This is a genomic window from Hoeflea sp. (assembly GCF_984452065.1).
This window is the reverse complement of record NZ_CFHWAF010000021.1, coordinates 17714-42751: the sequence shown is the minus strand read 5'-3', so window position 1 is coordinate 42751 and position 25038 is coordinate 17714. Positions and strand designations below refer to the sequence as shown.

27 protein-coding genes, 2 pseudogenes and 1 riboswitch are annotated in these 25038 nt (G+C 57.4%); of the genes and pseudogenes, 12 read left to right on the top strand and 17 right to left on the bottom strand.

The features are described from left to right. The 4 genes from AC5E6N_RS06310 to AC5E6N_RS06295 all read right to left on the bottom strand — a co-directional run. A partial coding sequence (locus tag AC5E6N_RS06310; protein WP_491747014.1) for an ATP-binding cassette domain-containing protein occupies window positions 1–1432 on the bottom strand: 1432 nt, incomplete at its 3' end. 182 nt (window positions 1433–1614) lie between these two features. Then, entirely contained in the window at window positions 1615–2967 is a 1353-nt protein-coding gene (locus AC5E6N_RS06305) for a 6TM ABC transporter family protein (RefSeq protein ID WP_491747013.1), read from the bottom strand. Between the two features lie 56 nt (window positions 2968–3023). Further along, a complete protein-coding gene (locus AC5E6N_RS06300; protein ID WP_491747017.1) occupies window positions 3024–3878 on the bottom strand; it encodes an aminotransferase class IV in 855 nt (284 codons plus the stop codon). Between the two features lie 73 nt (window positions 3879–3951). Next, window positions 3952–4983: a cupin domain-containing protein gene (locus AC5E6N_RS06295; protein WP_491747012.1), complete on the bottom strand. Its 1032-nt coding sequence runs from the start codon at window positions 4981–4983 to the stop codon at window positions 3952–3954. A 242-nt stretch (window positions 4984–5225) separates the two neighbouring features. On the opposite strand from AC5E6N_RS06295, the gene AC5E6N_RS06290 reads away from it, so the two are divergent. From AC5E6N_RS06290 to AC5E6N_RS06275, 4 genes are all read left to right on the top strand, one after another. Then, the gene (locus tag AC5E6N_RS06290) at window positions 5226–5465 is read left to right on the top strand and encodes a hypothetical protein (protein WP_491747011.1); all 240 of its coding nucleotides are present in this window, start codon (window positions 5226–5228) and stop codon (window positions 5463–5465) included. Then, window positions 5410–5805: a 2OG-Fe(II) oxygenase family protein gene (locus tag AC5E6N_RS06285; RefSeq protein ID WP_491747010.1), complete on the top strand. Its 396-nt coding sequence runs from the start codon at window positions 5410–5412 to the stop codon at window positions 5803–5805. Before AC5E6N_RS06290 ends, AC5E6N_RS06285 begins: the two co-directional genes overlap by 56 nt. Next, window positions 5787–6125, top strand: coding sequence for a phytanoyl-CoA dioxygenase family protein (locus AC5E6N_RS06280; RefSeq protein WP_491747016.1), 339 nt, complete (start codon window positions 5787–5789; stop codon window positions 6123–6125). Before AC5E6N_RS06285 ends, AC5E6N_RS06280 begins: the two co-directional genes overlap by 19 nt. A 175-nt stretch (window positions 6126–6300) precedes the next feature. Next, window positions 6301–7119: a hypothetical protein gene (locus AC5E6N_RS06275; protein ID WP_491747009.1), complete on the top strand. Its 819-nt coding sequence runs from the start codon at window positions 6301–6303 to the stop codon at window positions 7117–7119. A gap of 331 nt (window positions 7120–7450) precedes the next feature. On the opposite strand, the pseudogene AC5E6N_RS06270 reads toward AC5E6N_RS06275, so the two are convergent. After that, a pseudogene (locus tag AC5E6N_RS06270) lies at window positions 7451–7663 on the bottom strand (VOC family protein); the annotation flags it as partial. Between the two features lie 209 nt (window positions 7664–7872). On the opposite strand from AC5E6N_RS06270, the gene AC5E6N_RS06265 reads away from it, so the two are divergent. Then, window positions 7873–8100 (top strand): AbrB/MazE/SpoVT family DNA-binding domain-containing protein, encoded by a 228-nt coding sequence (locus AC5E6N_RS06265; protein WP_491747008.1) that lies wholly within the window; start codon window positions 7873–7875, stop codon window positions 8098–8100. After that, window positions 8090–8494, top strand: coding sequence for a PIN domain-containing protein (locus AC5E6N_RS06260; RefSeq protein ID WP_491747007.1), 405 nt, complete (start codon window positions 8090–8092; stop codon window positions 8492–8494). Before AC5E6N_RS06265 ends, AC5E6N_RS06260 begins: the two co-directional genes overlap by 11 nt. A 107-nt stretch (window positions 8495–8601) precedes the next feature. Here the strand turns inward: AC5E6N_RS06260 and AC5E6N_RS06255 are convergent, their stop codons facing one another. The 3 genes from AC5E6N_RS06255 to AC5E6N_RS06245 form a co-directional block, all read right to left on the bottom strand. Then, complete coding sequence (locus tag AC5E6N_RS06255; RefSeq protein WP_491747006.1) at window positions 8602–8868, bottom strand: XRE family transcriptional regulator; 267 nt, start codon at window positions 8866–8868, stop codon at window positions 8602–8604. Window positions 8869–8989: 121 nt separating this feature from the next. After that, complete coding sequence (locus AC5E6N_RS06250) at window positions 8990–10609, bottom strand: protein adenylyltransferase SelO (RefSeq protein ID WP_491747005.1); 1620 nt, start codon at window positions 10607–10609, stop codon at window positions 8990–8992. Then, window positions 10602–10910: a BolA family protein gene (locus AC5E6N_RS06245; RefSeq protein ID WP_491747004.1), complete on the bottom strand. Its 309-nt coding sequence runs from the start codon at window positions 10908–10910 to the stop codon at window positions 10602–10604. The genes AC5E6N_RS06250 and AC5E6N_RS06245 overlap by 8 nt, the downstream gene beginning before the upstream one ends. A gap of 217 nt (window positions 10911–11127) precedes the next feature. Between AC5E6N_RS06245 and AC5E6N_RS06240 the strand changes: the two genes are divergently transcribed. From AC5E6N_RS06240 to thiE, 5 genes are all read left to right on the top strand, one after another. Continuing rightward, entirely contained in the window at window positions 11128–13074 is a 1947-nt protein-coding gene (locus tag AC5E6N_RS06240) for an aconitate hydratase (protein WP_491747003.1), read from the top strand. Further along, window positions 13074–13922 carry a bifunctional hydroxymethylpyrimidine kinase/phosphomethylpyrimidine kinase gene (thiD, locus tag AC5E6N_RS06235; protein WP_491747002.1) on the top strand — a complete coding sequence of 283 codons (849 nt, stop codon included), beginning with the start codon at window positions 13074–13076 and terminating at the stop codon, window positions 13920–13922. The genes AC5E6N_RS06240 and thiD overlap by 1 nt, the downstream gene beginning before the upstream one ends. Further along, window positions 13919–14596, top strand: coding sequence for a thiaminase II (gene tenA / locus AC5E6N_RS06230; RefSeq protein WP_491747001.1), 678 nt, complete (start codon window positions 13919–13921; stop codon window positions 14594–14596). The genes thiD and tenA overlap by 4 nt, the downstream gene beginning before the upstream one ends. After that, a riboswitch (TPP riboswitch) is annotated at window positions 14589–14677 on the top strand. (Overlaps the previous gene by 8 nt.) A gap of 41 nt (window positions 14678–14718) precedes the next feature. Then, a complete protein-coding gene (gene thiM / locus AC5E6N_RS06225; RefSeq protein ID WP_491747000.1) occupies window positions 14719–15501 on the top strand; it encodes a hydroxyethylthiazole kinase in 783 nt (260 codons plus the stop codon). Beyond that, the gene (gene thiE, locus AC5E6N_RS06220; protein ID WP_491746999.1) at window positions 15492–16142 is read left to right on the top strand and encodes a thiamine phosphate synthase; all 651 of its coding nucleotides are present in this window, start codon (window positions 15492–15494) and stop codon (window positions 16140–16142) included. Before thiM ends, thiE begins: the two co-directional genes overlap by 10 nt. A gap of 128 nt (window positions 16143–16270) precedes the next feature. Here the strand turns inward: thiE and AC5E6N_RS06215 are convergent. From AC5E6N_RS06215 to AC5E6N_RS06175, 9 genes and pseudogenes are all read right to left on the bottom strand, one after another. Further along, window positions 16271–16354, bottom strand: a pseudogene (locus tag AC5E6N_RS06215) (P-loop NTPase); the annotation flags it as partial. A gap of 304 nt (window positions 16355–16658) precedes the next feature. Then, the gene (locus tag AC5E6N_RS06210; protein ID WP_491746998.1) at window positions 16659–17420 is read right to left on the bottom strand and encodes a glutamine amidotransferase; all 762 of its coding nucleotides are present in this window, start codon (window positions 17418–17420) and stop codon (window positions 16659–16661) included. A gap of 1 nt (window position 17421) precedes the next feature. Continuing rightward, complete coding sequence (locus AC5E6N_RS06205) at window positions 17422–18483, bottom strand: phosphotriesterase family protein (RefSeq protein ID WP_491746997.1); 1062 nt, start codon at window positions 18481–18483, stop codon at window positions 17422–17424. Continuing rightward, window positions 18480–19130 carry a TenA family protein gene (locus AC5E6N_RS06200; RefSeq protein WP_491746996.1) on the bottom strand — a complete coding sequence of 217 codons (651 nt, stop codon included), beginning with the start codon at window positions 19128–19130 and terminating at the stop codon, window positions 18480–18482. The genes AC5E6N_RS06205 and AC5E6N_RS06200 overlap by 4 nt, the downstream gene beginning before the upstream one ends. Then, a complete protein-coding gene (locus tag AC5E6N_RS06195; RefSeq protein ID WP_491746995.1) occupies window positions 19127–19975 on the bottom strand; it encodes a BtpA/SgcQ family protein in 849 nt (282 codons plus the stop codon). Before AC5E6N_RS06195 ends, AC5E6N_RS06200 begins: the two co-directional genes overlap by 4 nt. A 12-nt stretch (window positions 19976–19987) precedes the next feature. After that, a complete protein-coding gene (locus AC5E6N_RS06190) occupies window positions 19988–21028 on the bottom strand; it encodes an ABC transporter permease (protein WP_491690016.1) in 1041 nt (346 codons plus the stop codon). Then, window positions 21025–21813 (bottom strand): ATP-binding cassette domain-containing protein, encoded by a 789-nt coding sequence (locus tag AC5E6N_RS06185; RefSeq protein ID WP_491690015.1) that lies wholly within the window; start codon window positions 21811–21813, stop codon window positions 21025–21027. Before AC5E6N_RS06185 ends, AC5E6N_RS06190 begins: the two co-directional genes overlap by 4 nt. An 8-nt stretch (window positions 21814–21821) precedes the next feature. After that, a complete protein-coding gene (locus AC5E6N_RS06180; RefSeq protein ID WP_491746994.1) occupies window positions 21822–22757 on the bottom strand; it encodes a substrate-binding domain-containing protein in 936 nt (311 codons plus the stop codon). A 42-nt stretch (window positions 22758–22799) separates the two neighbouring features. Next, window positions 22800–23822: a LacI family DNA-binding transcriptional regulator gene (locus AC5E6N_RS06175; protein WP_491746993.1), complete on the bottom strand. Its 1023-nt coding sequence runs from the start codon at window positions 23820–23822 to the stop codon at window positions 22800–22802. Between the two features lie 147 nt (window positions 23823–23969). Here AC5E6N_RS06175 and AC5E6N_RS06170 point away from each other — a divergent pair, with 147 nt between their 5' ends. Beyond that, window positions 23970–24893, top strand: coding sequence for a ribokinase (locus AC5E6N_RS06170; protein ID WP_491746992.1), 924 nt, complete (start codon window positions 23970–23972; stop codon window positions 24891–24893). Window positions 24894–25038 lie beyond the last annotated feature (145 nt).

The following is a 25038-nucleotide window of genomic DNA, read 5'->3' as shown; positions in this document are numbered from 1 at the left end:
CAGGCCGAAACACCGGTGCCGAGGAATATAGCTGAACAAGATCCCTGCAAACCGTTCCTTGCAGGTACGGGAGATCGGAGCCAAGCATCCTTATGCTACCGGATGTTGGAGTCAGCTCACCGACGATGAGGGAGACGAGAGTAGATTTCCCGGACCCGCTCTTGCCGATAACGCTAATTGTGTCACCTGGTGCAAACTTGGCGCTAAAGTTCGACAATAGTGGCAGGCTTGATTCCCGATGCTTATAACAAACCTGATCGAATACAATATCATTCGTGGGAAGTTGAACCTTTTCCCTGGCCATAGCGTTAAACTTATGTGAGGCTTCATGCCCATCTGACAAACGGTCTTGACTATCAAGCAACTGGTCTAACTCCACCAACGATCTTGCCGCGCGACCGAAGATCGACATCAAGCCGTAGGTCAGACTGATTGAGAGGACTCCGGCATGCCCGATAAGCCCGGCGCGGTAACTGACTACGGCTGAAACCGCCACGAAAGAAAAGATGGAGACCGCCACGAGGTCGACGGAATATGAGAACCAACGTCGGGTGAGTGCGTTCTTATAGGATGCGAGCGCCCGGTGTCGGCTTATACCTTCGAACCATTTCGCGACGGACTGGCCGCTGCGAATGTAAAAGCGTTCGAGAGTCCAACTTGTTTCTGCCACCCGCTGAAGCAGCCCCGCCGAGGCTTCGAGTTCATCGTAATTCGAGGCACGCAGGTATGGTTTCCCTCGGTTGTTCAACCTGATGTAAAGGCCTACGAGAAGAGGTAGCGATGCCAGCGTGATAATTCCGGTGGATGCCGAAAATAATAGCGTCGAAATGAGCAAGGTAATTGCGCCGCCGACCTCCAACGCTAAAGCTGGAAGAAACTCATCGAGACGACGTTGATCGCGGGTAAGTATACCCAAACTGTCCTTTTTGGTTGTTTTATTTGTAAAATCAATTGGTTCGAGAAAATTACTTATGTAGCGCTCACAAAGACGAGTTAGCTTTCGCAGAATTTGTACTATACAAAGCCAAGAACAGGTTATCGTCACGGTACCGACAAACAAAACGAGGATCAATACGTGTAATACGTCGCTCGCTAAATCTGTGCTGAAGGATCTAGAAGACAGAAAGTAATCTGAGAAAATAGATCCAAAATCGCGGGCTAGTAATGCAATGACCGTTGCAACTGAAATGGCTGTCAAACCACCGGCGCGCAGCCGGCGGATGACGCCCAGTCCGGTTTGAGTAGACGGTGGACCGGCGGTCTGAGCTACGAACGATGGAAAGCTCGTGTCTACCTCGGAGCGTCTAGATTTCACCGCAGGTCGCGTGAGGGAGTCATCGTTGACTCCTGGTCTGGCGATCCTCACTACCCGGCCATCCGCAACGGTCCACACTTCGTCGGCGAGCGCGATTTCGTCTGCTCGATCGGTCACGAAACAAACCGCCTTATCCTTCCAAGGTCCATTCAGCAGCTTACCGAGAAACCCGTTCGCTAGTTGCGGATCCAGTCCGGTCGTCGGTTGATCGATGAATATGGCACTTGCATCAGAGAGAAGCGCCCGCGCAAGTTCAACGCGTTTGGCCTGGCCGCGTGAAATGCCCCAGTTATCGCCCCTTAATATTCGATCTTTTTATGTTCATCGACGAATAATCCTGAAGATAAACTCACCAAATTAAGTGTACGCGCAATCTCATTGATTGTGGCATTATTATTGTAAAGAGTTACATTGTCCATTAGTGTTCCGGTGAAAATCCACGGTTCAATCGGAACGTAAACTGAGGGTGCCGCATGTTCCCTCGCCGTCGTTAGCAAAACGTCGGAGCGGTCGCTACCTGTGGTACCTATAATTGCAACATGTCTTGCGTAACCGACGCATGGCGCGTCCGGGCGAACGCCGGGGCCTGCTCTGGGAGTAACAAGAAAAGATTCAATCGTCTGGTGGGCGACCTTTCCCATGATGAGGTTTTGGATGCCGGCAGGAACGCCGTTGGCCACTGATCGGAGAGACCCAACGAGCGCGATCGCGGCTACAATGGCGCCAGTGTCCTGTCCTTCGTACAACCAAACATGCATCACGATCGCTGCAAGCAGAGACAGAGGGGGGGCGACGGTCGTTGCTAGGTTGATCAGCGCGACGAATCTCGCCGTGCTTTTCAGGACGCCTTCCTCGTCTTGCCGGCACAGATCGTGCGATTGCAGACAATCTTCTTTCCAATTGTTCAAGAGGATCGCCAGCCGGTTCTTGACTATGAACTCTGCTGATTTGACTCTGTGTTTGGAGTAATTTGATATATTCTTATAGAGGGTAGCGAGCTTGTGGGTCGTCAGATAGATCAGCAGTCCGAAGAAAGTTATCACGGCGAAGACCGCAAAAGCACTAAGTTTAAGAATAAACAAAAAGTAAGTGACTGTCACGACGAGCGTGATCGACGCCAGCGCAATCATGACAAAGCCGGACCAGGCCTGTTCGACACGGCCGCACTCCCGGTCAAACAGCGAGAGCATCATTTTGGCGTCGTCTTGCTGGGGGACGCGGCCACCTATGGAAAAAACCAAGCGCCGCTCGACATAAGAGCGTGCCGCGATTCCGAGAATATCGGACATCTTGAATATGTGATTAAGTGATACCCAGGCGGTGGCCGTCAACAGGATCAGCAGGGCCAAGACAATCACGAATCCAGAGGCATCCGAAGAGCCGGATAAGAGCTCCGTGACGAGCTCCTTTAGCAGTATGGCCGCTGAGAACGATGCAACGCCGTGGATGGTGAGCGTGAAAGCCACGGACCGAATCTCCGGCATGAGCGCGGCTATAATATTCCGGCCCAGGTGGTCCAGGCTGCTATCAAGGCTGTCGACGTTTGCTTGTTCCGTCCATCGCTGCCAACCGCTCTGAAATTCTTCCTCCGTGCGCCGGACATTAGACGCAGGCAAGCGAAAGTGCAGCCATTCAAGCAACGCGCGTGGCATTCTTCGGCATCGTCCTTGGCGGGTCTGGGTGAACGTTCATTAAGCTTTGGCCTTGCTCAATGGCAAGGCGGCGATTCCGTATGCACCAGCTTCTCGTAGGCGCTGGAGACCTTCCTAACCGCATTGCTAGAAGGAAATCGGTGAGTGTCGATATGGGAGATTCCCCGAATTTCAACTGCGGTGCCACACATGAAACATGTGTCGAACGAACCGAGCTGACTCATGTACACATCCGAAACGATTGGCTTGAGACCCAAGGACGGAGCAATCGTCTCCAGCACGGCTCGACGCGTAATACCATCCAAACACATATCTGTTTTCGGGGTTACGAGATCATCGCCCTTGACGAAAAAAATATTGGCGCCGCTTGCCTCGCAGACCCGATCGTCCTCACTCACAAACAACACATCGTCAAATCCTGGATTTCGGGCTCTGAAGCCAAGGAAACTGAGCGCATATGTGGACGATGTTTTGGCGGCATACGGGTGACAAGTGGCGGCGGGACGGCGCCACTTGGAAACTGAAAGCGAAAACGGTCCATCATGCGGGAACCGGGGTTTCGGCATAATGGAAATCATGATTCTCGACTTGCAGCCTAATCCCGCGTATCCGAAATCGCTATCATCGAAAATCACCTGGATCTTGATGTATCCTTCCGGCTGTGAATTCGTTTCAATCAAGTGCAGTATTGCATTGATAAGTATTTCGTCATCAAAAGAGATATTGTGATGAAATACACTTGCCGAATATCTCAGACGATTCAAATGCTCTTTCAACTTGAATACTTTGCCGCCGTAAGCTCGGATCCCCTCGTAGACGGATGTTGCATATGAAATCGAATGAGTAAGAATGGGTACCGACGCCGCTTCATAGTCCTTGAAAGAGCCATCTATCCACACCATCCCATGCATACCAGCCACCTCTCAAGGCTCTTGGACGCCGTCCCGACTTCCGATCGAAGATATCCGAATGACCTAAAGATCATTAATGCTCTATGTCATAACTCTGTTTGGAAAGTTCTATAATTCTCTCAAACATTAAGAAAAACACCTCCCAGGCTTGGGTCAACGTGCTCCGCGCCATCTCGTAATTGTATTCAACATGGGCCTGCAAGTGCTCCTGCCCCAAATTCGCATGATCCTCGTCATGATCGTGATGTGTCTCTATGTAGTCTCCGAGACGCTCGAAATGTCCACGAAGTTCGGTTGAAAAAACGTCCCCTGCACCCTCAAGGGCCAAGTTGACGATGATCAGCTTCTCCACCGGAGGCGAGTTGGCTATGGTTCTTTCAAACCATGCAGCGCACGCGTCCAATACCGAGTCCCAGGGCGCTGGAGGGGCATCCACCATTTGATCGTGGTCGAATTCCTCCCGCAAATGACCTCGAAACAAATCGTAAAGAGGGTCGTCAACGCTCGTCGATATCTGCCGAACAAACAAAAGGTGTTGGAACGTCGTGGACCAGCGCTTCAGCTGTGACCAGAATGCCTCTTGGCACCGAGCGTTCGACATCACGACATTGACATCCTCTATGACCAGAGTTCGAAAACGCTCGCAATACTTCTCATTAAGCGCAACAAACTCGTCATAGACAGATTCTGTGAACTGGACGCGCGGCGTGTTCTCGTTCTCGTATAAACCACTGCCTTCAAACTGTAGGGAAAGGCAATGGAGATCGCTGTCTCCGGCAACGAAGCCGTGATTTGCCCCCGGATAGATGCAGACCACATCACCCGCCTCCAGAGTGGTCTCAACATCCCCGGTCAGATAACCGCGCCCTTCCGCAACCACGACCATGCTCTTGGTTGGGTGCTTGTGAACTTCCAGTCTCTGCGCCTGCGCGAGCTTGGTCCAAGCCATCGACGGATTGACAACATTGGGAAGGAAAGACGCGATTTCCGGGTGCTTTCTGAAGTCACGTAACTCACCCAAATCGACCTCCTTGCCGTTCTCAAGAATCGAATTGACGGCCCTCAAATCGCTTCGACGAACGACGAACAGGTTAGGCTTCACCATAGCCGATCTCTGCTCTTTCGTGACACTATTGCGTGTGTTATGAAATTAGTACCCACTATAGTTTAGTGTTTCAGAGCCTGCCGCCGGAGTCAAGAAATGCCTCACCTGATGCACCCAGAAAATAGAAGCCGATGTCTGTTGATTTGACTACCGTTAGTCAATCTCAATTGCTGAGTCTTTACTGGCAATTTTTGTCAATAAAGTGAAAGTAAATTGAGTGTAGAATACAAAGGATAAGTAAAATGATCAACGAGAACATAAAATTAATGCTGAACGCAGAGCATTATATAGACAAAAAAGAAGGGTATAAAATTGTTTCAAATTTAAGAGATAGTGCGATTGATTTAAGAAAATTAATAAAAGAATTTTTGATAGATAAATATAGTATAAATTCTGATATAGAATTGAGTAAGACTCACACGAAAATTGACAAAAATTGCATTTCTGATTCCGCTTTCTTCTTTTGGCGACTTGGCAATTGATCGCTATTTTAGAATGATTGTTAAATTATATGAATTATTAGGAGAAGATTTTGTATTCGAGGCCGATCCAACCCTGCGGCTCCATATGCCCGGAGCCATGGGAGATCGTTTCCGGCTGAGTAATGGCCACGCGATGAATTTGCATTCGGATATGCTTTTTGGTGACTATTTTGAGCAGATAAACTGTTGGCTGCCTCTGTGCGACGTCGATGGTCCGGCCGCATTGTGGCTGACCGACAAAAAGACGAGCATAGAGGTTCTCGATGCCTTCGCCGAGCACATTGGTTACTCTATAGATAAGTTCGTCAAAGGTCGTGATGAATTTTTTTTGCATTTCTAAGTACAAAGGAAGATATTGTTAGCGAAGTAATCAATAATACAGCGCCCGTGCCTATGAAAATAGGTGAATGCCTATTCTTTGATCCAAGAATTCTGCATGGCGCTTATGAGAATGATAGCGATGAAACGCGAGTGAGTGTGGATTTCAGAATTGTGTACATGAGGGATTATTCGAATATTATTTCTTTTTACGAGAAGGAAGGGAATACTGTACGCGATTATGACGGGAATCCTTTGAAAACAGGTGGTTATTACTTCGGCAAATCGGCAAAGGAGATTTCCGAAAATCTGGGGCAGTGCCGGAACGACTTTGTGTCGTGACCGGGAACGTTATCCGTTCTGAACAAATGGTCTATTGATGGTGCCATCAAATCTATCGGCTCCAGAGTCTCTGGCGTTTTGTGTCTCACATGGTGTGCCGAATCCCGTCGTTCCGTTGAGTGCAATTTCCCATTGGTCAGCGGTTATGTGGTCCGTATCCGATCACGATAAACGGTTGCATGAAGAAAACGCCTACGTGGCACAGCGGTGCTTTTATGCGCCGTGTGAAGCGTATCCCGCCAGCCACCTCGTCGAACAATACATCGCGGCGGCGGCGGGCGCCTGCTGGCTGCTGATACCGTCAATCTCCTGCGAATCGATTCCGTCGAACATGGGCATCGACGCAATCCGGGTCCCTTTTATGTCCGCAGCGTTTTTTCACGTTTCGTCGACGGTCGATGAGCAACTGCGTAAGAACATTGGCTCTAGCCAATTCAGAGACATAAGACGGCTAACGCGTCGCGCTGAGGAAGCATGCGATTTCAGGATCTGGACCCTTAGTGATCTCGCATCCTCCAGCGCTGAGATTGCTTCTTTTGTCGAGATTCAAGAATTGAACGCCAGGAAGTACAATCATCCGATAAATATGTATTCAAAGGAAGCAGTTGTCACACTCATGAAGTCGCCTGCCGCCGACCGTTACATTTTGAAATTGGGCGCGCGACGCGATAACGGATTAGTAATACAAGCTTCGCTGAGCCATCAAGATTGTTCCTCCGGCGTTTTTACGCAGCTTGTACAGGGGATCCGTCATGACGCAGTTCCTCCGGGTTTGAACCTGTATGTGAGCGATTATTATCAGCTTTACAAGATCGCTGAGGAAATGGGGTTTAGGCGGCATGGTCTTGGGCGCGGTGCAATCAAACAGAAGAGGCGCATGGGCTCCAACGGGCTCGTGAGGTTAGAGAATGTGGCGATCCCCATCAATACAAAGAACTTCGACGCTATGGCCGCGTTCGCGCAACAGGCCAAGACCGTACTGCGAGACCAGTAACGGGGAGAGACATAATGGGTTATCGTCGCACATTTGATCGCGATGTCGATCCCTTTCGTACTGGCTGAGAAGAGTTGAGAATGGACGAGGCCGACAGACCAAGACCGATAGACAGGTAATCCAGATCGACGAGGCCCGGATCCACGACCACTTGGGCGAGATGGTCCGCGACACGGTTGAAGAAGCCCAGGACGCGATGCTGGACGCTGAAGCGGCGCGGGCAGCTTAGATCTGGTTTCTGAGGAGGTTGTTCCGTTTAGCCCCAATAATGTTCATTTAACCATATTCCTTCACTCTTGCCGTTTGTGTGGAATGGTAGGAGAATTGGTTGATGGCGCCCCGTTGGAATACCCAATGCGGCCGGGCTGTCCGTTGAGGAAACGACAAGTTCGTCAGCCCAAAAATAGTCCTCGCTCGTGTCGACGATGGGAATGTCCAGAACAGCCAATACCGCCGTGTAGAAGTCCCGGCTGGCATTGAGATCATGTACCACGAGCTGGAGGTGGTCGATAAGTCGGCCACGATGCAGGCGTTGGGTTTCCATGAGCATTCTCCGTGAAAGTAAGAGGCCGGTGGATTCTCCTCATGGAGTGTCTGCTTCACCATGCAGTCGTGAGTTCTCAAGGTGGTTCATACACCCGATTTCTCTGGCTCCAGAGTGCACCATCTTTGATCAACTTCGTTTACGCCAGAACTTGATTCCCGAAAGATAATGATATACATTTATCATCGTATATCTATGGAAAATCAGTCATGCAAATCGCGAAATGGGGTAACAGCCTGGCAGTAAGACTGCCTCGCCGACTCGTCAGGGAACTTGGCCTGAGAGAAGGCGACCAGGTTTCGGTAACAGGTGACAGCGAGGTCCTTAAGGTCGCTCGGCTGAGACGACCTGACGAGATACTTGCAGACATTCGCAAGTTCCGTGGCCGTTTGTCTTCAGAAAATCGCTTAAGTCGCGATGAGGCGCATGAGCGATAGTTTCTTCGACACGAATATTATCCTCTATCTGTTGGACGACGGTCAGAAAGCCGACAAGGCTGAATCCATGCTGCAAACCGGGGGTGTCGTCAGCGTCCAGGTTCTGAACGAGACACTTGTCAACTGCCGCAGGAAGGCTGGAATGTCGTGGCAGGAGGCGGGGGAGTTTCTTTGTGGCGTGCGGGAACTCTGTTTGGTGCAGCCCCTGACTCTGGAAGTTCATCAGGTTGGGAGAGCCCTTGGTGAGAAGTATCGGTTCCCGGTCTATGACGCGATGATCGTTTCGGCTGCATTGATCGCAGGATGCAAAACACTGCTATCGGAAGACATGCACGACGGATTGGTCGTTGAGCAGTCGCTCACCATCAGGAATCCGTTCTCGCCCCTGACTTAGCAAAAAATTGTCGCATCCGTGCTTCAGTAGCGACATGAACCTCGGTTTCACGCGGAACTGGCGGCCCGACGAAATCAAATGGCAAGAGCTGCGGTCCTCGGGATGGATCATGATCCCTTATTCTTACGGCCTCGTGGCTGCACCTTCTTTGGAAGCCGTTCTTCATCAATATCGAGGCCGAGCGTGTCGTCCCTCCGATCGGCGACGTCGCCAAGCCGATCGACGAGGCCAAGGATCGCGAGCACTGTCGCATATATTCCCATCGAGACCGATGGATCACCGCGTTCAACCTTGTAGAGTGTGCCGCGGCTGATGAAGGCGCGTTCGGCCATTGAAACGGTCGAAATGCGGCGCTTCTTGCGTGCGACGGCCATGATCTTCCGGTCATCGCCAACAACAAGAAGCTGACCGATTTTGCCACCTACTGGCTGAAGGCGCAGGACCGGTTCAATGGAATGCCGTCTGATGGCTCATCGTTTGCTGAGGATCGGATTTTTAGGAGCTACACGACAACATCGAACAGCCGGGACGTTGCCTGGCCCAATCGGGCCGTTTGCCGGCGTGATGCTCCATCGCCGGTTGTTCGTCATACGGCTGTCTCGACAAAGCCAACAGTTCCTGCACCAAGGAGGTATCCCCCTGTTCCGCGCGGTCGATGCCAAGCTGCACGAGATAGTTTCGCAGGATGTACTTCGGGTTGACGCGATTCATGCGCTCTTTACGGACGGCGTCCGGCAGCCCGTCCTGACGAAGCCGTCCGCCATACTGACGCAGCCACCGTGCCGCATGCTCTTGAACAGGAGACGCTAATTGTTCGGGAGCATAGTAGGCTGACATGAGCGGGGCGATCAGCGTGGTATCCGAGGCCGCATTTGAAGTCAGCGTGTCCGCCTTCGTCTCCGCAAGCTCTCGGAAAAAGATTGTCATATCAATCTCGGTCGACGTGAGGACGGCATGCAAGTCGTCGATCAGCGTCGCGTCCGTCGCGGGCTCATAGCGGCTGAGGCCCAGCTTCGCCGCCATCATGTTTCGCCACCCTGTTTCAAATCGGTGATTGTATCCTTGCAAGGCGTCTTCAAGCGCCTTCGACTCCCCGATCAACGGGTGAAGTGCGCTGGCAAGCTGGGCGAGATTCCATAGGGCGACATGGGGCTGATTGCCGAAGCGATAGCGGCGCCCCTGCGCGTCCGTCGTGTTCGGCGTCCAGTTGGGGTCGAAATCGTCAAGCCAGCCATATGGTCCATAGTCGATCGTCAGCCCAAGGACGGACATATTGTCGGTGTTCATCACGCCATGGACGAACCCGACCCGCATCCATTCGACGACCATATCGGCCGTGCGTCGACAGACGTCTTCGAACAATGCAACGTAGCTGGACTTTGACGGGACTCCGAGTTGCGGAAAATCCGACTGGATCGTGAAATCTACAAATGTCTTCAGCAGTTCATATTCTTGACGCGCCGCCAGAAGCTCGAAATGACCGAAGCGCGTGAATGACGGCGCTACGCGGCAGACAATTGCGCCGGGTTCATATCCGGGGTTGCCGTCATAGAACATGTCACGCAGCACCTCTTCGCCGGTCGTGACCAGACTGAGCGCGCGTGTCGTGGGAACGCCGAGATGATGCATGGCCTCGCTGCACAAAAACTCCCGGACGGAAGATCGCAGGACGGCGCGGCCGTCGGCAGAACGCGAATAGGGGGTTGGGCCGGCGCCCTTGAGCTGAAGCATCCAGCGTTCGCCGCGACGATTGACGCGTTCTCCGAGGTTGATCGCGCGGCCATCCCCGAGCTGGCCGGCCCAGTTGCCGAACTGATGGCCGCCATAGCACGTTGCATAGGGCGTCATGCCATCCAGGAGCCGATTACCGGCCATGACCTCGGTGAATTCATGCGACTCGCAAAAGGCCGTGGACAGGTCCAGCAGTTCGGCGACCTCGGGCGAATAGGCGACCAGCCGCGGGGCCGTAACGCGTGTCGGATACACTTCCGAGTAGCACGCCCCATTGATAACCCGTGTGAAGTTGGATTTCTCCGGATCACCCGGCAGTTTCTCCGTGAAACGACTTTCAAACCGCGGCGGGTCTTCGGACACGGGCAAGATCGAACTATCCATCGCCACCTCGGCAGGCTGGCGAGGCAGGCGCTGCTCCCATTCCGGACCATTCCTCGGTGGTTAGCGTGTGCAGCGCCAGCGCATGAATATGCGTGGAAAGCGTATCTGCAAGAATTCCGTTGAGCATCCGGTGGCGCGCCAAGCGCTTCTTACCTTCAAAGGCGGAGCTCACCACGACCACCTTGAAATGCGATTCCGCTCCTGGCGGCACATTGTGTTTGCTGCTTTCGTCGATCACTTCCAGATGCTCAATCGGCAGTGCGTCATTGAGCCTGTCGGTGATCTCTTTCTGTACGGTCATGGCTTCTCCCAAGGGGGCGCTCCATTGGCGCTTGCCGCCGATCCTCGCCGACAGGAAACATAGTATCGGAAACCAACTATATTGATATGGAATCGAAACTAACATCTTGTCAAGATAGTTTGGAATCGCTATCATATATTGGCCGTCCAGCCTATGGAAAAGTTGCGATCAGCCGCAATGGAACGGCCAGCAGGAGATCAGAAAGAATGGGAAGCGTATGGCGTTAGGTGTGGCGCAAAAGCTGATCCAATCGCATTTGGTCGCAGGCGAGATGACGCCGGGCGCTCCCATAGAACTCAGGATCGATCAGACTTTGACGCAGGACGCGACCGGGACGCTTGCGATGCTGTCCCTGGAGGCGCTTGGGCTTGATCGTGTCAAGACCGACGTCAGCGTCCAGTATGTCGATCACAACTTGCTGCAAATCGACAATCTGAATCCCGATGATCACCTTTTCCTCGAAAGCGCCTGCCGGCGTTTCGGCGTCTGGTACTCGCGCCCGGGCAACGGCATCAGTCACGCCGTCCATATGCAGCGTTTCGGGAAACCGGGGGCGTCCCTCCTGGGTTCCGACAGCCATACACCGGCGGCAGGCGCGCTCGGTATGCTGGCGATCGGGGCCGGCGGCCTCGACGTCGCTCTCGCCATGTCGGGCGAGCCTTTCTCCACCACGATGCCGAAGATTTTCGGCGTCCATGTCGTGGGTGAACTACCCGACTGGGTGAGCGCGAAGGACGTGATCCTTGAGATGCTGCGGCGTCACGGAGTCTCGGGCGGAGTCGGCAAGATCATTGAGTACCACGGCCCCGGTTTGGCCGGGCTCACCGCGATGGACCGGCACGTGATCGCTAATATGGGTGCGGAGTTGGGCGCAACCACGACGGTGTTCCCGGCAGACCAGGAGATCAGGCGCTTTCTCGGCAGCGAGGGCAGAGCTTCTGACTGGGTTGAACTCGCAGCAGACGACGGCTGCACCTATGATCATCACGACGAGATCGACTTGTCTCGCCTCGAGCCATTGATCGCCAAACCGTCAAGTCCGGGCAATGTGGTGGCGGTCAGCTCGGTCGAGGGTGAGGACATCTACCAGGCTTACATTGGATCGTCCGCCAATCCGGGCTGGCGTGATTTTGCCGTGGTGGCGGATATCGTACGCGGAAAAACCGTCCCACCGGCCATATCGTTCGACATCAACCCGTCTTCCCGGCAAGTGCTGGAAATGCTGATCGCGGACGGTCGTCTTGGCGCTCTGGTCGCCGCCGGCGCGCGGATACATCAGGCTGGCTGCAACGGTTGCATTGGCATGGGACAGGCCCCCGCGGTCGGGCGTAATTCGCTGCGAACGACGCCTAGAAACTTTCCCGGCCGATCAGGGACACGGGAAGACTCGGTCTTCCTGTGTTCTCCCGAAACCGCTGCGGCTTCGGCACTGGCCGGCAAAATCACTGACCCGCGCTCGCTGGATATGGCCAACCCGAATCTTGGACATCCGAATAAGACGATCGTCACCGTCGCGATGATCGAACCACCGCCTGCGCCGGACGAGTCGGGTTCTGTCGAACTGGTCAAAGGTCCAAATATCAAGTCGCTTCCCGAGTTCGCCTCGCTGCCCGACACGCTCGAACTGCCGGTGATCCTCAAGATGGGCGATGATATCTCGACTGATGAAATCATGCCGGCGGGTGCGAAGGTGCTGCCCTATCGCTCGAACATCCAGAAGATCGACGACTTTTCGTTTGAGCGAGTCGACAGGTCGTATCTGGAGCGGGCGCGCGCGGTTAGACAGAGCACCGGCCATTCGGTGGTCGCCGGCAAGAACTACGGCCAAGGATCGTCGCGCGAGCATGCGGCCATCGCGCCGCGCAATCTCGGATTGAGGATCGCACTGGTCAAAGACTTCGCGCGTATCCATCGGCAAAATCTGATCAATTACGGCGTACTGCCCTTGGTGTTCGTGGATCCGATGGACTATGAGCGCCTTGAAAAAGGCGACGTCCTCGTCGCGCGTGATCTGCATCGAACGCTGGAAGAGGACACCGAGCTTATCCTCGAGCTGCGCGGCAAAGGCTCCGTTCCGACCCGTCATGGTCTCACCGGAAAGCAGATTGCGGTGATCCTCGAAGGCGGCCTGATCAACTGGCGCCGAAGATTGTTGGCGGCGTGATGAAGCGAAGCTGCTCAACATCCGTTCCGAACCTGTTGACGATCGCCGGGACCGATCCGAGCGGCGGTGCCGGCATACAGGCGGACTTGAAAGCGTTTTCCGCGCTTGGCGCTTACGGCATGTCCGTCGTCACCGCGCTGGTCGCGCAGAACACCCGAGGCGTCGATTTCATCCATGCCGTGCCCGTAGATTTTGTCGCTGCACAGATCGATAGCGTTTTCTCCGATGTGCGCGTCGATGCGTTGAAAATTGGCATGGTTCACAAGGCCGATGTCGCCGCCACAATCGTCGATCGCTTGCAACGATATGAGGCCGCCAACATTGTCCTCGATCCCGTGATGGTGGCGAAGAGCGGCGATCGGCTGCTTGATGATGCGGCGATTGCAAAGATCCGTGATGAGCTCTTGCCCCTTGCCAGCGTCGTCACGCCCAATCTGCCGGAAGCCGGCGTGCTGCTCGGGCGCGATGCGCCAAAAACACTCGACGCCATGGACGATGCCGTGCGCGCGCTCCATGAACTCGGACCTTCCTATGTTCTGCTGAAGGGAGGGCATCTGGAAGGGGCCGGCAGCTCCGACCTGCTGTTCAATGGCAAAGACGTCATTGAACTGAAAGCCGGTCGCATTGCGACGAAGAACACGCATGGGACGGGTTGCACGCTATCAGCCGCCATTGCGGCGCTACTGCCAATATCCCATTCCGTCGAAGACGCCGTTGAGGAAGCGAAGCGCTACATCACGGGCGCTATTCGAGAGAGCGGCCAGCTCGATGTGGGTCATGGCAATGGGCCGGTGCATCACTTCCATGCGCTTTGGCCGGAACATGCACAGGAGCGTCAAACCGAATGAACTCGTTTACACAGCGGGCCTGGATGGAATCCGCGTTGCTGCGGGAGGGCATTCTCAGCCTTCCATTCAACCGCCAACTAGCGGATGGAACACTGTCCCAGGAGCGATTCCAGTTCTACATGATCCAGGACGCACTCTATCTTGAGCAGTATTCGCGAGCACTGGCCATCGCCGCGGCGAAGGCCCCTGATCCTGACGCGATGCAGCGTTTCGCCCATGCGTCCGAGGAAGCCCTCGTCGTTGAGCGGGCGCTGCATGGGGGCTTCTTCGAGAAGTTCGGTGTCGATCCCCATGAAGCGGCTGCGGCAGAGCCGTCCCCGACTTGTTACGGCTACACGAATTTTCTTTTGTCGGTCGCTCACGTCGGGAGCTACGAGGAACTCGTCGCTGCCATCCTGCCATGCTTCTGGATTTATTGGGACGTTGGCAATGAGATAGCCAAGGAGGCGGAAGCCGATAATCCGTACCACGCGTGGATCGACACCTATTCCGATGCCGGGTTCGGCGAAGCGGTGGAAGCCGTCATTGCCATCACGGACCGGGCGGCGGCCGCGAGCACGGACAACCGGCGGGAGGCGATGTTACGCGCCTTTAGGAAATCGACCCAGTACGAGTGGATGTTCTGGGACAGCGCATTCCGCATGGAGGACTGGCCAGTAGAGACGACAGCATAGCCAGGGGCGCCTTCGGGCTGAGACGAACCCTTTGAACCTGAACCAGATCATGCTGGCGTAGGAAGGCGGTAAATCGAATTCTATCGGTTTTATTTGGCCTTCTTACCCACCAAGGAGGCCGAATGACTCCCGATACCTGCCTAGCTGAACTGCGCCGCTCGGCGCCATTAGTTCATTGCATCACGAACTTCGTCGCCATGAATGTCTCGGCCAATGTCGTTCTGGCGGCAGGCGCATCACCGGCGATGATCCATGCCGAGCAAGAGGTCGCTGACTTCGTTCCTGTTGCCAGTGCTCTAACGATCAATATCGGTACCCTCTCGGAGCCCTGGCTTTCGGCGATGTTGCGTGCGGCAGATGCGGCGCATGAGAGTCAAATACCTTGGGTTTTTGACCCTGTCGCCCATTTCGCAACGCGATACCGCCGCGTGGCGGCGCAGAGCCTCTTGGCAAAGACGCCAACCATTATCCGGGGCAATGCCTCAGAGATCATCGCATTGGAGGGCGGGTCGGAGGCGGGCAAGGGCGTCGACGCCGGGGACAGCGTTGCTTCTGCTCAGTCCTCGGCCGTGGCTTTGGCCCGTCAGGCAAGCTGCGTCGTCGCGGTAACTGGGGCCGAGGACTTTGTAACTGATGGTGTTCGCAATGCGTGTGTAACCGGCGGTTCTGATTTCATGCCGAAGGTTACGGCGCTTGGCTGCTCTTTGACCGCGCTGATGGGCGGCTATGTCGCGGTGGCGGCGCCATTCGAAGCCGCATTGGCTGCGCTCGTCCATTTTGCCGAGGCAGGCGCGCGCGCCGAAGCACAGGCAAGTGGACCGGGTAGCTTCGCCGTGCATTTCCTGGATGCGCTGGCGGCTGTCCGTCCGGAGGATATGGACCAGGAACGGATCAAATGCGACTGACACGGAGCAAGCTGCGTCTGTATTTGGTGACAGATACCGACCTTTGCGCGACGCAAGGCATGGTCGCGACGGTTCAGGCTGCTGTTGCTGGTGGCGTAACAATGGTCCAGTTGCGCGATAAAGAAGCGAGAACAGCCAGCCTTGTTGATATGGCTCGTGCTCTCAAAGCCGCTCTCGCCGGCAGCGGCGTGCCATTGGTCATCAATGATGACATCGATGCGGCTTTGATATCAGAAGCAGACGGGTGTCATGTGGGGCAAGGCGATGTGGACGTGGCCGAGGCGCGGCAGCGGCTTGGGCCAGATCGGTTCCTTGGCTTGTCTTGCGAGACCGAGACCCATGTTAAAGCGGTCGATACCGACGCGGTGGACTATCTCGGCATTGGCACTGTTTTCGCCACCGATACAAAACCCGATCACACGCCTCCAATTGAACTTGTCGGCCTCAAGGCGCTTTGTTCGCTGTCGGCGCTGCCAACCGTCGCCATAGGCGGCCTTAAAGCACGACACACCCGGTCGGTTTTACAGGCCGGTGCGGATGGCTTGGCCGTGTCGTCCGCCATTTGCGGTGTTCCCGATCCGGCTGCTGCCGCGCGTGAATTTTTTGATTGCTCCGAGGTGTCCCTGCATGACCGGTGGTGATTAATCGGTTCGTCTCCTGCGGTGACAACTTCCGCATCGAGAGGTATTGCGCCCGGAAACGGCGTGCCGAGTTGGCGGCTCATGCGTTCACCGCCGCCATGCCGAAAGATGTCTGTTGTCTCGCCGTACAGCGCCAGATTGACCGCCACGGTAGATTTGCCCACGCCTCCCTTGGCGCTGCCAATGGCGATGATGTGACCGATCCCCGGGAGCGCGTCGGGTCTGGCGGATGATTGAGGCAACTGCCCATGGGCGGCGGGCTGACCCCCATTTGTGTTGCCTGATAGCTAGTTTTAGATGAAGTGACATCCTTAAGTAAAACCCACACCGCCGCCCGGATAGGACCGGCTTTCCCGGAATCGCCCCACTCATCGGTCGAGAACATAGCGCCGGGCGCTTTTGCCACCCAACCGACGAAGCTCCAAAAGTCGCATGACGCCCGGGCCCGGAACTGGGTGATCTCCAAAACGCTTCAAAACTTGGCGTCCAGCAAGGACGACCGATACGTTGGCGCTCCTATCGGGATGCGGCCCATCCGATCATGTTGGCGAACAATGTCTGATAGCCCGGCCAGTCGAGAAAAGCCGGCGGCAGCCAATGTTCGCTCATGTCCGAGGTCCACGCCACGGCGCGCCCTTCGCCGTGCCGGCCGGTCACGAGCAGCGGCAGCCCGCGCTGAGCCTCGGGGAGCGCCAGAACGCACTGCGCCTCGCCGCTGTCCTTTATCGTCACCTCGTTGACGCCAAGCAGATACGGCCAGTCCTTCGGCACGCCGGACAGGATGGGATGATCCGGTGCTTTCACGACGGGTGTTGCGCCTTCGGGGATTTCCAGACGGTCGTCGCATGGCAGACAGGTCACCGGCAGCGCTGCTTCGACGGGCGTCTTGTACCAGCGGGCGCGGCCGTCGATGCCCTGAAGGGAGAAATAGCCGCCGATCATGACGAGGCCGCCGCCCTTGCGCGTCCATTCCTCGATGAGCGCCAAACGGTTCGGCACGCGTTCGCCCCGCAGCCACACATCGGGATGCAGCAGCGTGTTCGCGCCAATGTCGGACAGGATGATCACGTCATAGGCGTCAAGACCGTCCAGACTCGTGGGGAAAGCCTCCGCGGCGTCGTGGGCCTGCATGTTTGTGACGGTGATACCGGCGCTTTCCATGTCCGACAGGAAGCGCTTTGCGCCGGTGTGAAAGGTGACGCTGCCGAACTGATCAAACCCTTTGAAATGGGTCGCGGCGCTGATCCAGCTTTCACCGACAAGCAGTACATTGGTCATTCTAAGATCCTTCATTCAAACGTTGGAGCAGCGCGCGGCGAGGGTTGTCCACCATCAGGAGGTCAAGGTCCTGCGCGCCGAGGCCCAGTCGTCGCAGGCGGGGCAATACGTATCGCGAGACGTGGGCGTAGCCATTGCCGCCATAGGCGCACAGCATCATTTTCAGGAAGACATCCTGCGACAGCAGGACCTGGGCGCCGAAACCGTCGGCGAACAGGGACGCGATGGCTTCGCATGTCTGCTCGTCGCTGGGACACTGAACCTTCTGGTCGTCATACCAGTAGTCCATGCCCATCATGTCGTATTCGATATAGGCGCCGCGCCGGGCCAGCAGGCGCTGATAGTCGCGGTCCGCATGGCTCGGGTTCATATGGCACAGGATCACCCTGTCGAGCGGCTGGCCGCACGCTTCGATCTCGTCAAGCACCTCATGCGCAAGCCTCTCCCAGCCGGGCAGTTGCACCATCAGCGGCAGCCCCGTGCGCATGGCGGCCATGGCCGATCCGCGCAGCACTTTGCGCTCTTCGTCGGTAAAGTCCGCCGAGACGCCGATTTCACCGATCAGGCCGATGCGAACACCGCTTTGCCCGACGCCCGTTTCGGCCTCCACGGCCAACTCATCCGCCACATCGTCGGCCGACATCGCCTTGAGATGCTGCGGATGGGAGGCTTCGAGATAATAGCCCGCCCCCATCACGATATTGAGGCCGGTTGCCCTGGCGATGCGCTTCAGGGCTTCCGGGTCGCGCCCGATGCCCTGACAGGTCGGGTCGACGACCGTGCGGCCGCCCTCTGCCGCGAAAAGGCCCAGTTCCTCGATCGCCAGGGCTTCATCGTCAAGCGCGCAATTGTGCTTGTTTGCGAAGGGGTCGTTGCGCAACTGCCAGAGAATGTCCGGGCTGACGGGCACATCGCGAACCGGCGAGGTGAAGGCCCGGTCGCGTCCGCGCCACCAGCACGTACAATCGTTCAGGATATGCTCGTGCATCAGCGTCGGGCCGAGCGCATCGGCATTGACGGGGCCGAGCACGGTCATCACGCTGTCGGAAAAGCGCCGCGTCATTGGCCTGGTTCCTCTGAAGCCGGCATGTGGTAAGGCGCGTTGTGGAAGTCGATCTCAAGCCGTGTCACCCTGGCGAAGATCGCGGACAGGCGCGTTGCGTCGTCCTGTCTGCCATAGCGGTCGATTGCCCGTTTCAGCCACATGGCCTGCGCCGCGAACGTATCGTCGACATGCAGGGCGACCCACGCTTTCAGATCGGCATTCGACAGCTGGCAAGCGATGGCGCGCCGGCACCACGTCCAATACATCCACTCGGCTGCGAACATGGTGGTTGCGATGTCAAGAAAATCGCCTTTCTCCGCCAGCGCCAGCATGCCGTCGTCGAACGCGCGGGCATCCGGCGGCAGGCATGCGCCAGACTCGATTCCCAAGGCCCGGTATCGTTCCTCGAAATAGGGGATCTGCTCGTTCGCCAGGGCATCGAGCACACCGATCATCCAGCGGCGCGCCTTCATGTCCGGTGCGCGCGCGACAGCAAAGGCGAAGATCGAGATCGCCGTTTCGACGAATGCCCCTTCATAGGTCACATAGCGCCGAAACACGTCGGGGGCGAGGCGATCGGCGCAGACGTCCTCGACAAAGCGATGGGTCAGCATCTCGTTCAAGATGCCTTCATTGGCCTTCAATATGTGGTCAGACAGGTTCATCCGGCCACCGCGATGGCGGGCTTTGCCGCTTCCATGAAAGTACGCACGCGATCGGCTTCCACCGGGTTCCACCACACGCCGCCCTCTTTCAGCGACGAGGCCACGATGACGGCGTCCGCCACACCGAGGATAGACACGACGTTGTGCGCGGTGACGCCGGAGCCGACAAGGACGGGCAGGTTGGTCGCCTCCGCCACCTCTTTCAGTTCCTCCAGCGTCGCGCTGTTGCCGGTGCGCTGGCCTGTCGCGATGACGGCATCCGCATCGAAAAACGCCAGATCGCGGGTCAGTTCGGCAATCGAGCGGTCGGCGACGATGGCGTGGCTGCCATGTTTGACGTGCGCGTCCGCGAACACGCGGATATGCTCCGAGCGCAAGGCGGATCGGTAGCGCATGGCTTGGGCGGCGCGCCCTTCCATGAAACCTTCATTGGCCACATAGGCATTGGCCCACTGGTTCACGCGGATGAACTGCGCGCCGGCGGCACACGCCGTAGCAAAGGCGGCTAGGGGTGCATTGGCCAGCACGTTGATGCCCATCGGCACATCGAAAGCGCGGCGAATGCGGTCGGTCACGACAGAAAGGAAGCCTGTGGTTTCAGGGCCGATATCCTCCGGCTTGGCGAACGGTACGTCGCCATGGTTCTCGACGATCAGCCCGTGCATGCCGTTCGAGACCAGCGCATCGGCATCCCGCATGCACGCTTCGTAAATTGCCTCCATGCTTTCGCCGCGATAGCGCGGGCTGCCGGGAAAAGGCGGACAATGGATCATGCCGATCAGGGTCTTGGAGCGCCCGAAAATGTCGCGGATCGCACCGCCGTCATTGCTGGAAATGGTTTGCATGGTTTGTCCAGTTCACGAGCCCGAGGTCCGCCTGAGCGACCCCGCGGCGCCTTTGTTTTTTCGCCTGAAAGAAAAGGATGCGGTGAAGATGCGGGTGTTCAGCCAAATGGCGATCAAGATGATCGTGCCGGTAACGATCTGGGTGAAGAACGGGGAAATGTGCATGAGGATCAATCCATTGCCAATAACGGCAATGGTCAGTGTGCCCGATATCGTTCCGAGAATGGAGCCACGACCGCCAAACAGAGAGGTGCCGCCAAGCACCACCGCGGCGATCACCTGAAGCTCGAAGCCGACAGCCGCATTCGACGAGCCCGAACCCAGTCGGGCGGCAATCAGAAGACCCGCAATGGCCGCAGCGACGCCGGTAAGCATATAGACGGACGTTATGGTCCAGCGCGCTGGCATGCCCACGCGGCGCGCGGCTTCCGGGTTGGAACCCACCGCGATGACCCGGCGCCCATAGATGTTGCGGCTCAGGATCAGCCAGCCGAGCCCGGCGATGGCCAGGGCGATGATGGCCGGCACGGGAATGCCCATCAACGTTCCGCGGCCCAGCATGAAGAAACCGGGAACGTCGGAAATCGGAATTGAGTAGCCCTGTGTCATGTAAAGCGCCAAGCCGCGCAGAATGGACAGGCCCGCCAAGGTGACGATGAAGGCGGGAATGCCCTGGTAGGCTACGAACCAACCCTGCGCAAAGCCGATGAAAGCGCCCAGCACAAGCATGGCCACGATGACGATCGGCCAGGGCACGCCCATCATCAGGATAAGGGCGGCGGCCGCATTGATCAGTGCGACTTGCGAACCGACGGAAAGATCGATGCCGGCCGTGATGATGACAAAGGTCATGGCCGTGGCAACGATCAGGATGGGGGCTGCCTGCCGCAGGATGTTGAGAATGTTGCCGGCGGTCAGAAACACATCTGTCGAGAGCGAAAAGAAGATCACGCAGACGGCAAAAAAGAAGGCGATGGAGAGAACCTGCGCGTGTTCGGCGACGAAATCCGCAAGCGCCGATCCCTGGCTGCGCTCGGTGTAGTTGACGCTCACAATGCTTCTCCCTTGCCGACGATCAGTTTCACGAGGTCTTCAAGGTTGGTCTCCTCGATGCGGCGCTCGGCAACCTTGGTGCCTTCGTACATCACGGCAATCTTGTCGCAGACGCGGAAGAGATCCTGAAGGCGATGGGTGATCAGGATCACCGAGACGCCGCGCTCTTTCACGCGATTGATCAGGCGCAGCACCGCTTCCACCTCTGCCACCGCCAATGCGGATGTCGGCTCGTCCATGATCAGCACGTGCGGGTCGAAGGAGGCCGCGCGGGCGATGGCAATCGCCTGGCGCTGCCCGCCGGAAAGCTGTTCAACCTTCGCATTCAGCCTGGGAATGCGGATGTCCAGTTCATCCAGCATCGCACGGGCGTGCGTTTTCATGGCTGCATTGTTGAGGAACGACAGCCTCGTTTCCTCGCGGCCCAGGAACAGGTTGCCCATGACATCGATATGGTCGCAAAGGCTGAGATCCTGGAACACCATCTCGATCCGTCGCGCCCGGGCGTCGGACGGGCTGGAGAAGCGGACCGGCTCGCCGTCGATCGCCATCGCTCCGCTGTCGGCAATATAGGTGCCGGAAATGATCTTGGTCAGCGTCGATTTGCCTGCGGCATTGTCGCCGATAAGGCCAACGCATTCTCCCGGTGCGACGTCCAGATCGACGCCGCGCAGGGCCTCGATGGAACCGAAGGTCTTGCGGATGCCCTTCAGCGCGATGCGTGGCACATCCGAAGTCCCGGAGGGCACACGGCCCTCCGGATTCGATGCTTGTGGGGAGGCCATCGTGCCGCCTATTCGAAAATGCCGCGGAAATCGTCCACATTCTCAGTGGTCACGATGGTCACGGGCACCGACACGACCGGGTCGGTGGAGCCGCCCTCCGCCAGCGTGTTGAGCACCTTGACCGCGGTGCCGCCCATCTGGCCGGGATCCTGTTGGATGACGGCGGTGACATAACCCGCATCGATGCCGGCGATCGCCTGTGCGGTCAGGTCCCAGCCGAACAGACGGATGGAGGCCTGCCGGCCCTGGCTTTCCACTGCGGCGATCGCGCCCAGAAGAGCCGGCTCGCCCGTTGCATAGATCGCATCCAGATCGGGGTTGGCGGTGATCAGGTTCTCGGCGGTCGAAAGTGCCAGATCCTGTACGTTCTGGCCATCGACGACCGTTGCCATGGTCACGCCCTCGGCCGCCGAGACCGTGTCGACAAAACCGGCCTGGCGAATGTTCTGGATGGAGGAGTTCAGGGCGCCGACAATGCCGACCTTGGCTTCGCCGCCCATTTCCGCTGCCATATACTCCAGGAAGAACTCGCCCATCATGGCGCCGGCGGTGGCATTGTCCACGCCGACCTGCGCCGCGTGCGGTCCTTCCGGCAGAACCGCATCGACGGCGACCACCGGAATGCCGGCGTCAACCGCCTGTTCAACGGCCGGCATGATCCCGTTGACGTCGATGGCGACCACCACGATGCCGTCCACCCCCTGCTGGATGTAGGTTTCGATCGCGCTGTTCTGTGCTGCCGGATCGTTGTTGGCGTTGAAGATGACCACCTCGTCGCCCAGCTCGGCGGCGGCGGCAAGCGCCCCTTCATTCATCTGATTGAAGAAAAGGGCCTGTTGGTTGATCTGCACAACGGCGAAGGTCTCCTGTGCCATTGCGTTCGCCGCAGTCAGGCCCAGAAGGGCGGTTGCGGCCAGCGCCGTTTTTCTGAATACACTTTTCATCGCTTCTTCTCCTGTTGAACTTGGTGTTGGCGAGGCCCTTGATCAGGCATTTGTGCCGGCATGACGGGGCTCACCGACCGACTGGCGTTCGATCAGGCGCACCGGTAAAAGCTCGGTCGTTTCAAGGAATGCCGGATCGTCCCAATCGCCATCGAGCAGCATCTCGATGGCGCGGTGGCCCATGCTGTCGACCGGTTGCTCGACGGCGGTGATGGCCGGCGCGAACAGATGGAGCGAGCGGACGTTGTCGAAGCTGATGAGGGAGATGTCCTCGGGTACGCGCACGCCCTGGGCGCGGAACACTTCAAGCACCCCAACGGTCAGCTCGTCGGAGCCGACGAAAAGAGCCGTTGCCCCATCGCACTCGGTGAGAAAGCGCTGAGCGAGTTCACGACCCGACGCGGTCGCATGGTCGTCCACATAGCTTCGCAACGGCGCAATGCCCTGCATGCCGCGGCGCAGACCTTCCAGGCGGGCGGCAGTGCTGAAAAGGTCCTCGCGACCGCCGATATACGCCACTTTGCGATGGCCGGCCTCGTAGAGAAGCTGCCCGGCGAGAAATCCGCCCTGCTCATTGTCGCACAGAACCCGCGGTGTACGCGCGCCCTTCACATCCTCATCCAGAACGACCGCCCGCGGGAAGCGGTTGATGCGCTCGGCGATCTCAGCCGGAGGCATGTGATTGGTGATGAAGATCAGGCCGTCGACCAGATTGTGAAAGGCATTTTCCAGCGCTGCGATTTCACGGTCGCTGCGGTTCATCGTGGCATGCAGGGTGACCATTTTCCCCCGCTCGGCCGCGCAGGCCTCCATCGCCGCAGCCAGACGCGAGAAGAATGGATTGGCAATGTCGGGAATGACCAGCGCGAGTGTGTCCGATCGCCCGAGGCTCAGTCGGCGGGCGTGCGGGTTTGGGCTGTAATCGAGATCGGCGACGGCCCGGTCGATGCGGCTGCGGGTTCCATCGGGGAGTTCGAGGAAACCGTTCAGGTAGCGCGAGACGGTTGCCACCGACACGTCGGCGCGCTTCGCAACATCCTTCAGACTATGCCGGTTTTGGGCCAATCGGGCGCCCTTTCCGTTCTGTAAAGCGGTTTAGTAAACGCATTTACAGTTGTTATTGGCGGTGGAGTCAAGGATATTGCGCGCGCAGGACTTTCGGTGGACTGGACGTTTGCCCCGCCCAGACGCTCAAGCACCGGGACAAACGGTATGACAAGGCAGAGTTTGATGCGTGCTTATGTGGTCGGCAATGTTGCGATGGATCAGACCTTCGAGGTCGATGCGCTGCCTCGGGAAGGGCAGTCGATCCTTGGCACGCAGCGTTCCAGCGAGTTGGGCGGAAAGGGCGCCAATCAGGCGATCGTCCTGGCGCGCTGCGGCGTACCGGTCACCTTCATCGGTGGCGTCGGCGATGATGCGCAGGCTGACAAGTTGCGCCTGCGCTTGAAGCAGGAGCCGCTAGATGCGCGCTTTGCCACCCTGCCCGGCCTTGCCACCGATCTTTCGATCGTCATGGCCGAGCCGCGCGGCGGCAACATCATCATCACGACCGTCGATTGCGCGCGTGCGCTCGATGTTTCGATCGTCATGCCGGTTCTGGATGAAGCCTCGCCGGGAGATTTCATGGTGTTACAGGGCAATCTTTCGCCGGCGGTCACGGCGGAGCTTTTCGATGTCGCGTGCCGGAAGGAACTGGACGTGGTTTTCAATCCTTCACCGGCGGAGGCCGCGTTTCGGCCGCTCCTTGGACGTGCAGCAATGGTGTTCGTCAATGAAGCTGAAGCCGAGACATATACAGGGCGCAACGGCGAGGAAGCCGTGCGTGCGCTGCTTGCGATGGGTAGCCGAACCGCTGTTCTGACGCGCGGCGCGCGGGGTGCTCTGCTTGGTCTTCGTTCCGGCAGCATCGAAGAGATCGCGGCCTATCCTTGCGACGTGGTCGATACGACGGGTGCAGGGGACACATTCCAAAGCGTCGCACTGGCAGCGGTGATGCTGGCCGGCGGCCCGGTTTCCCGTCGGGCCTTGCAGGTGGCCGCAAAAGCCGCCGGCATTACGGTATCACGCTTTGGGACGGTCAGCGCCTTACCGAGCAGGCAGGATTTGGTGTCGCTGCTGTCGCTTGGCATTTAAATGGGTTCTTCCCCAATTAAATGGAAAGCAACATCCGGCTGCACCGCGCCCGGCGGGTTCTCACGGCCGAACCCAGGGCGGACTGCTCCATCGCGTTGATCGCAAATGATTGGGGTTTCGCGCAACTGGGCTGGTTTGCCGGGAA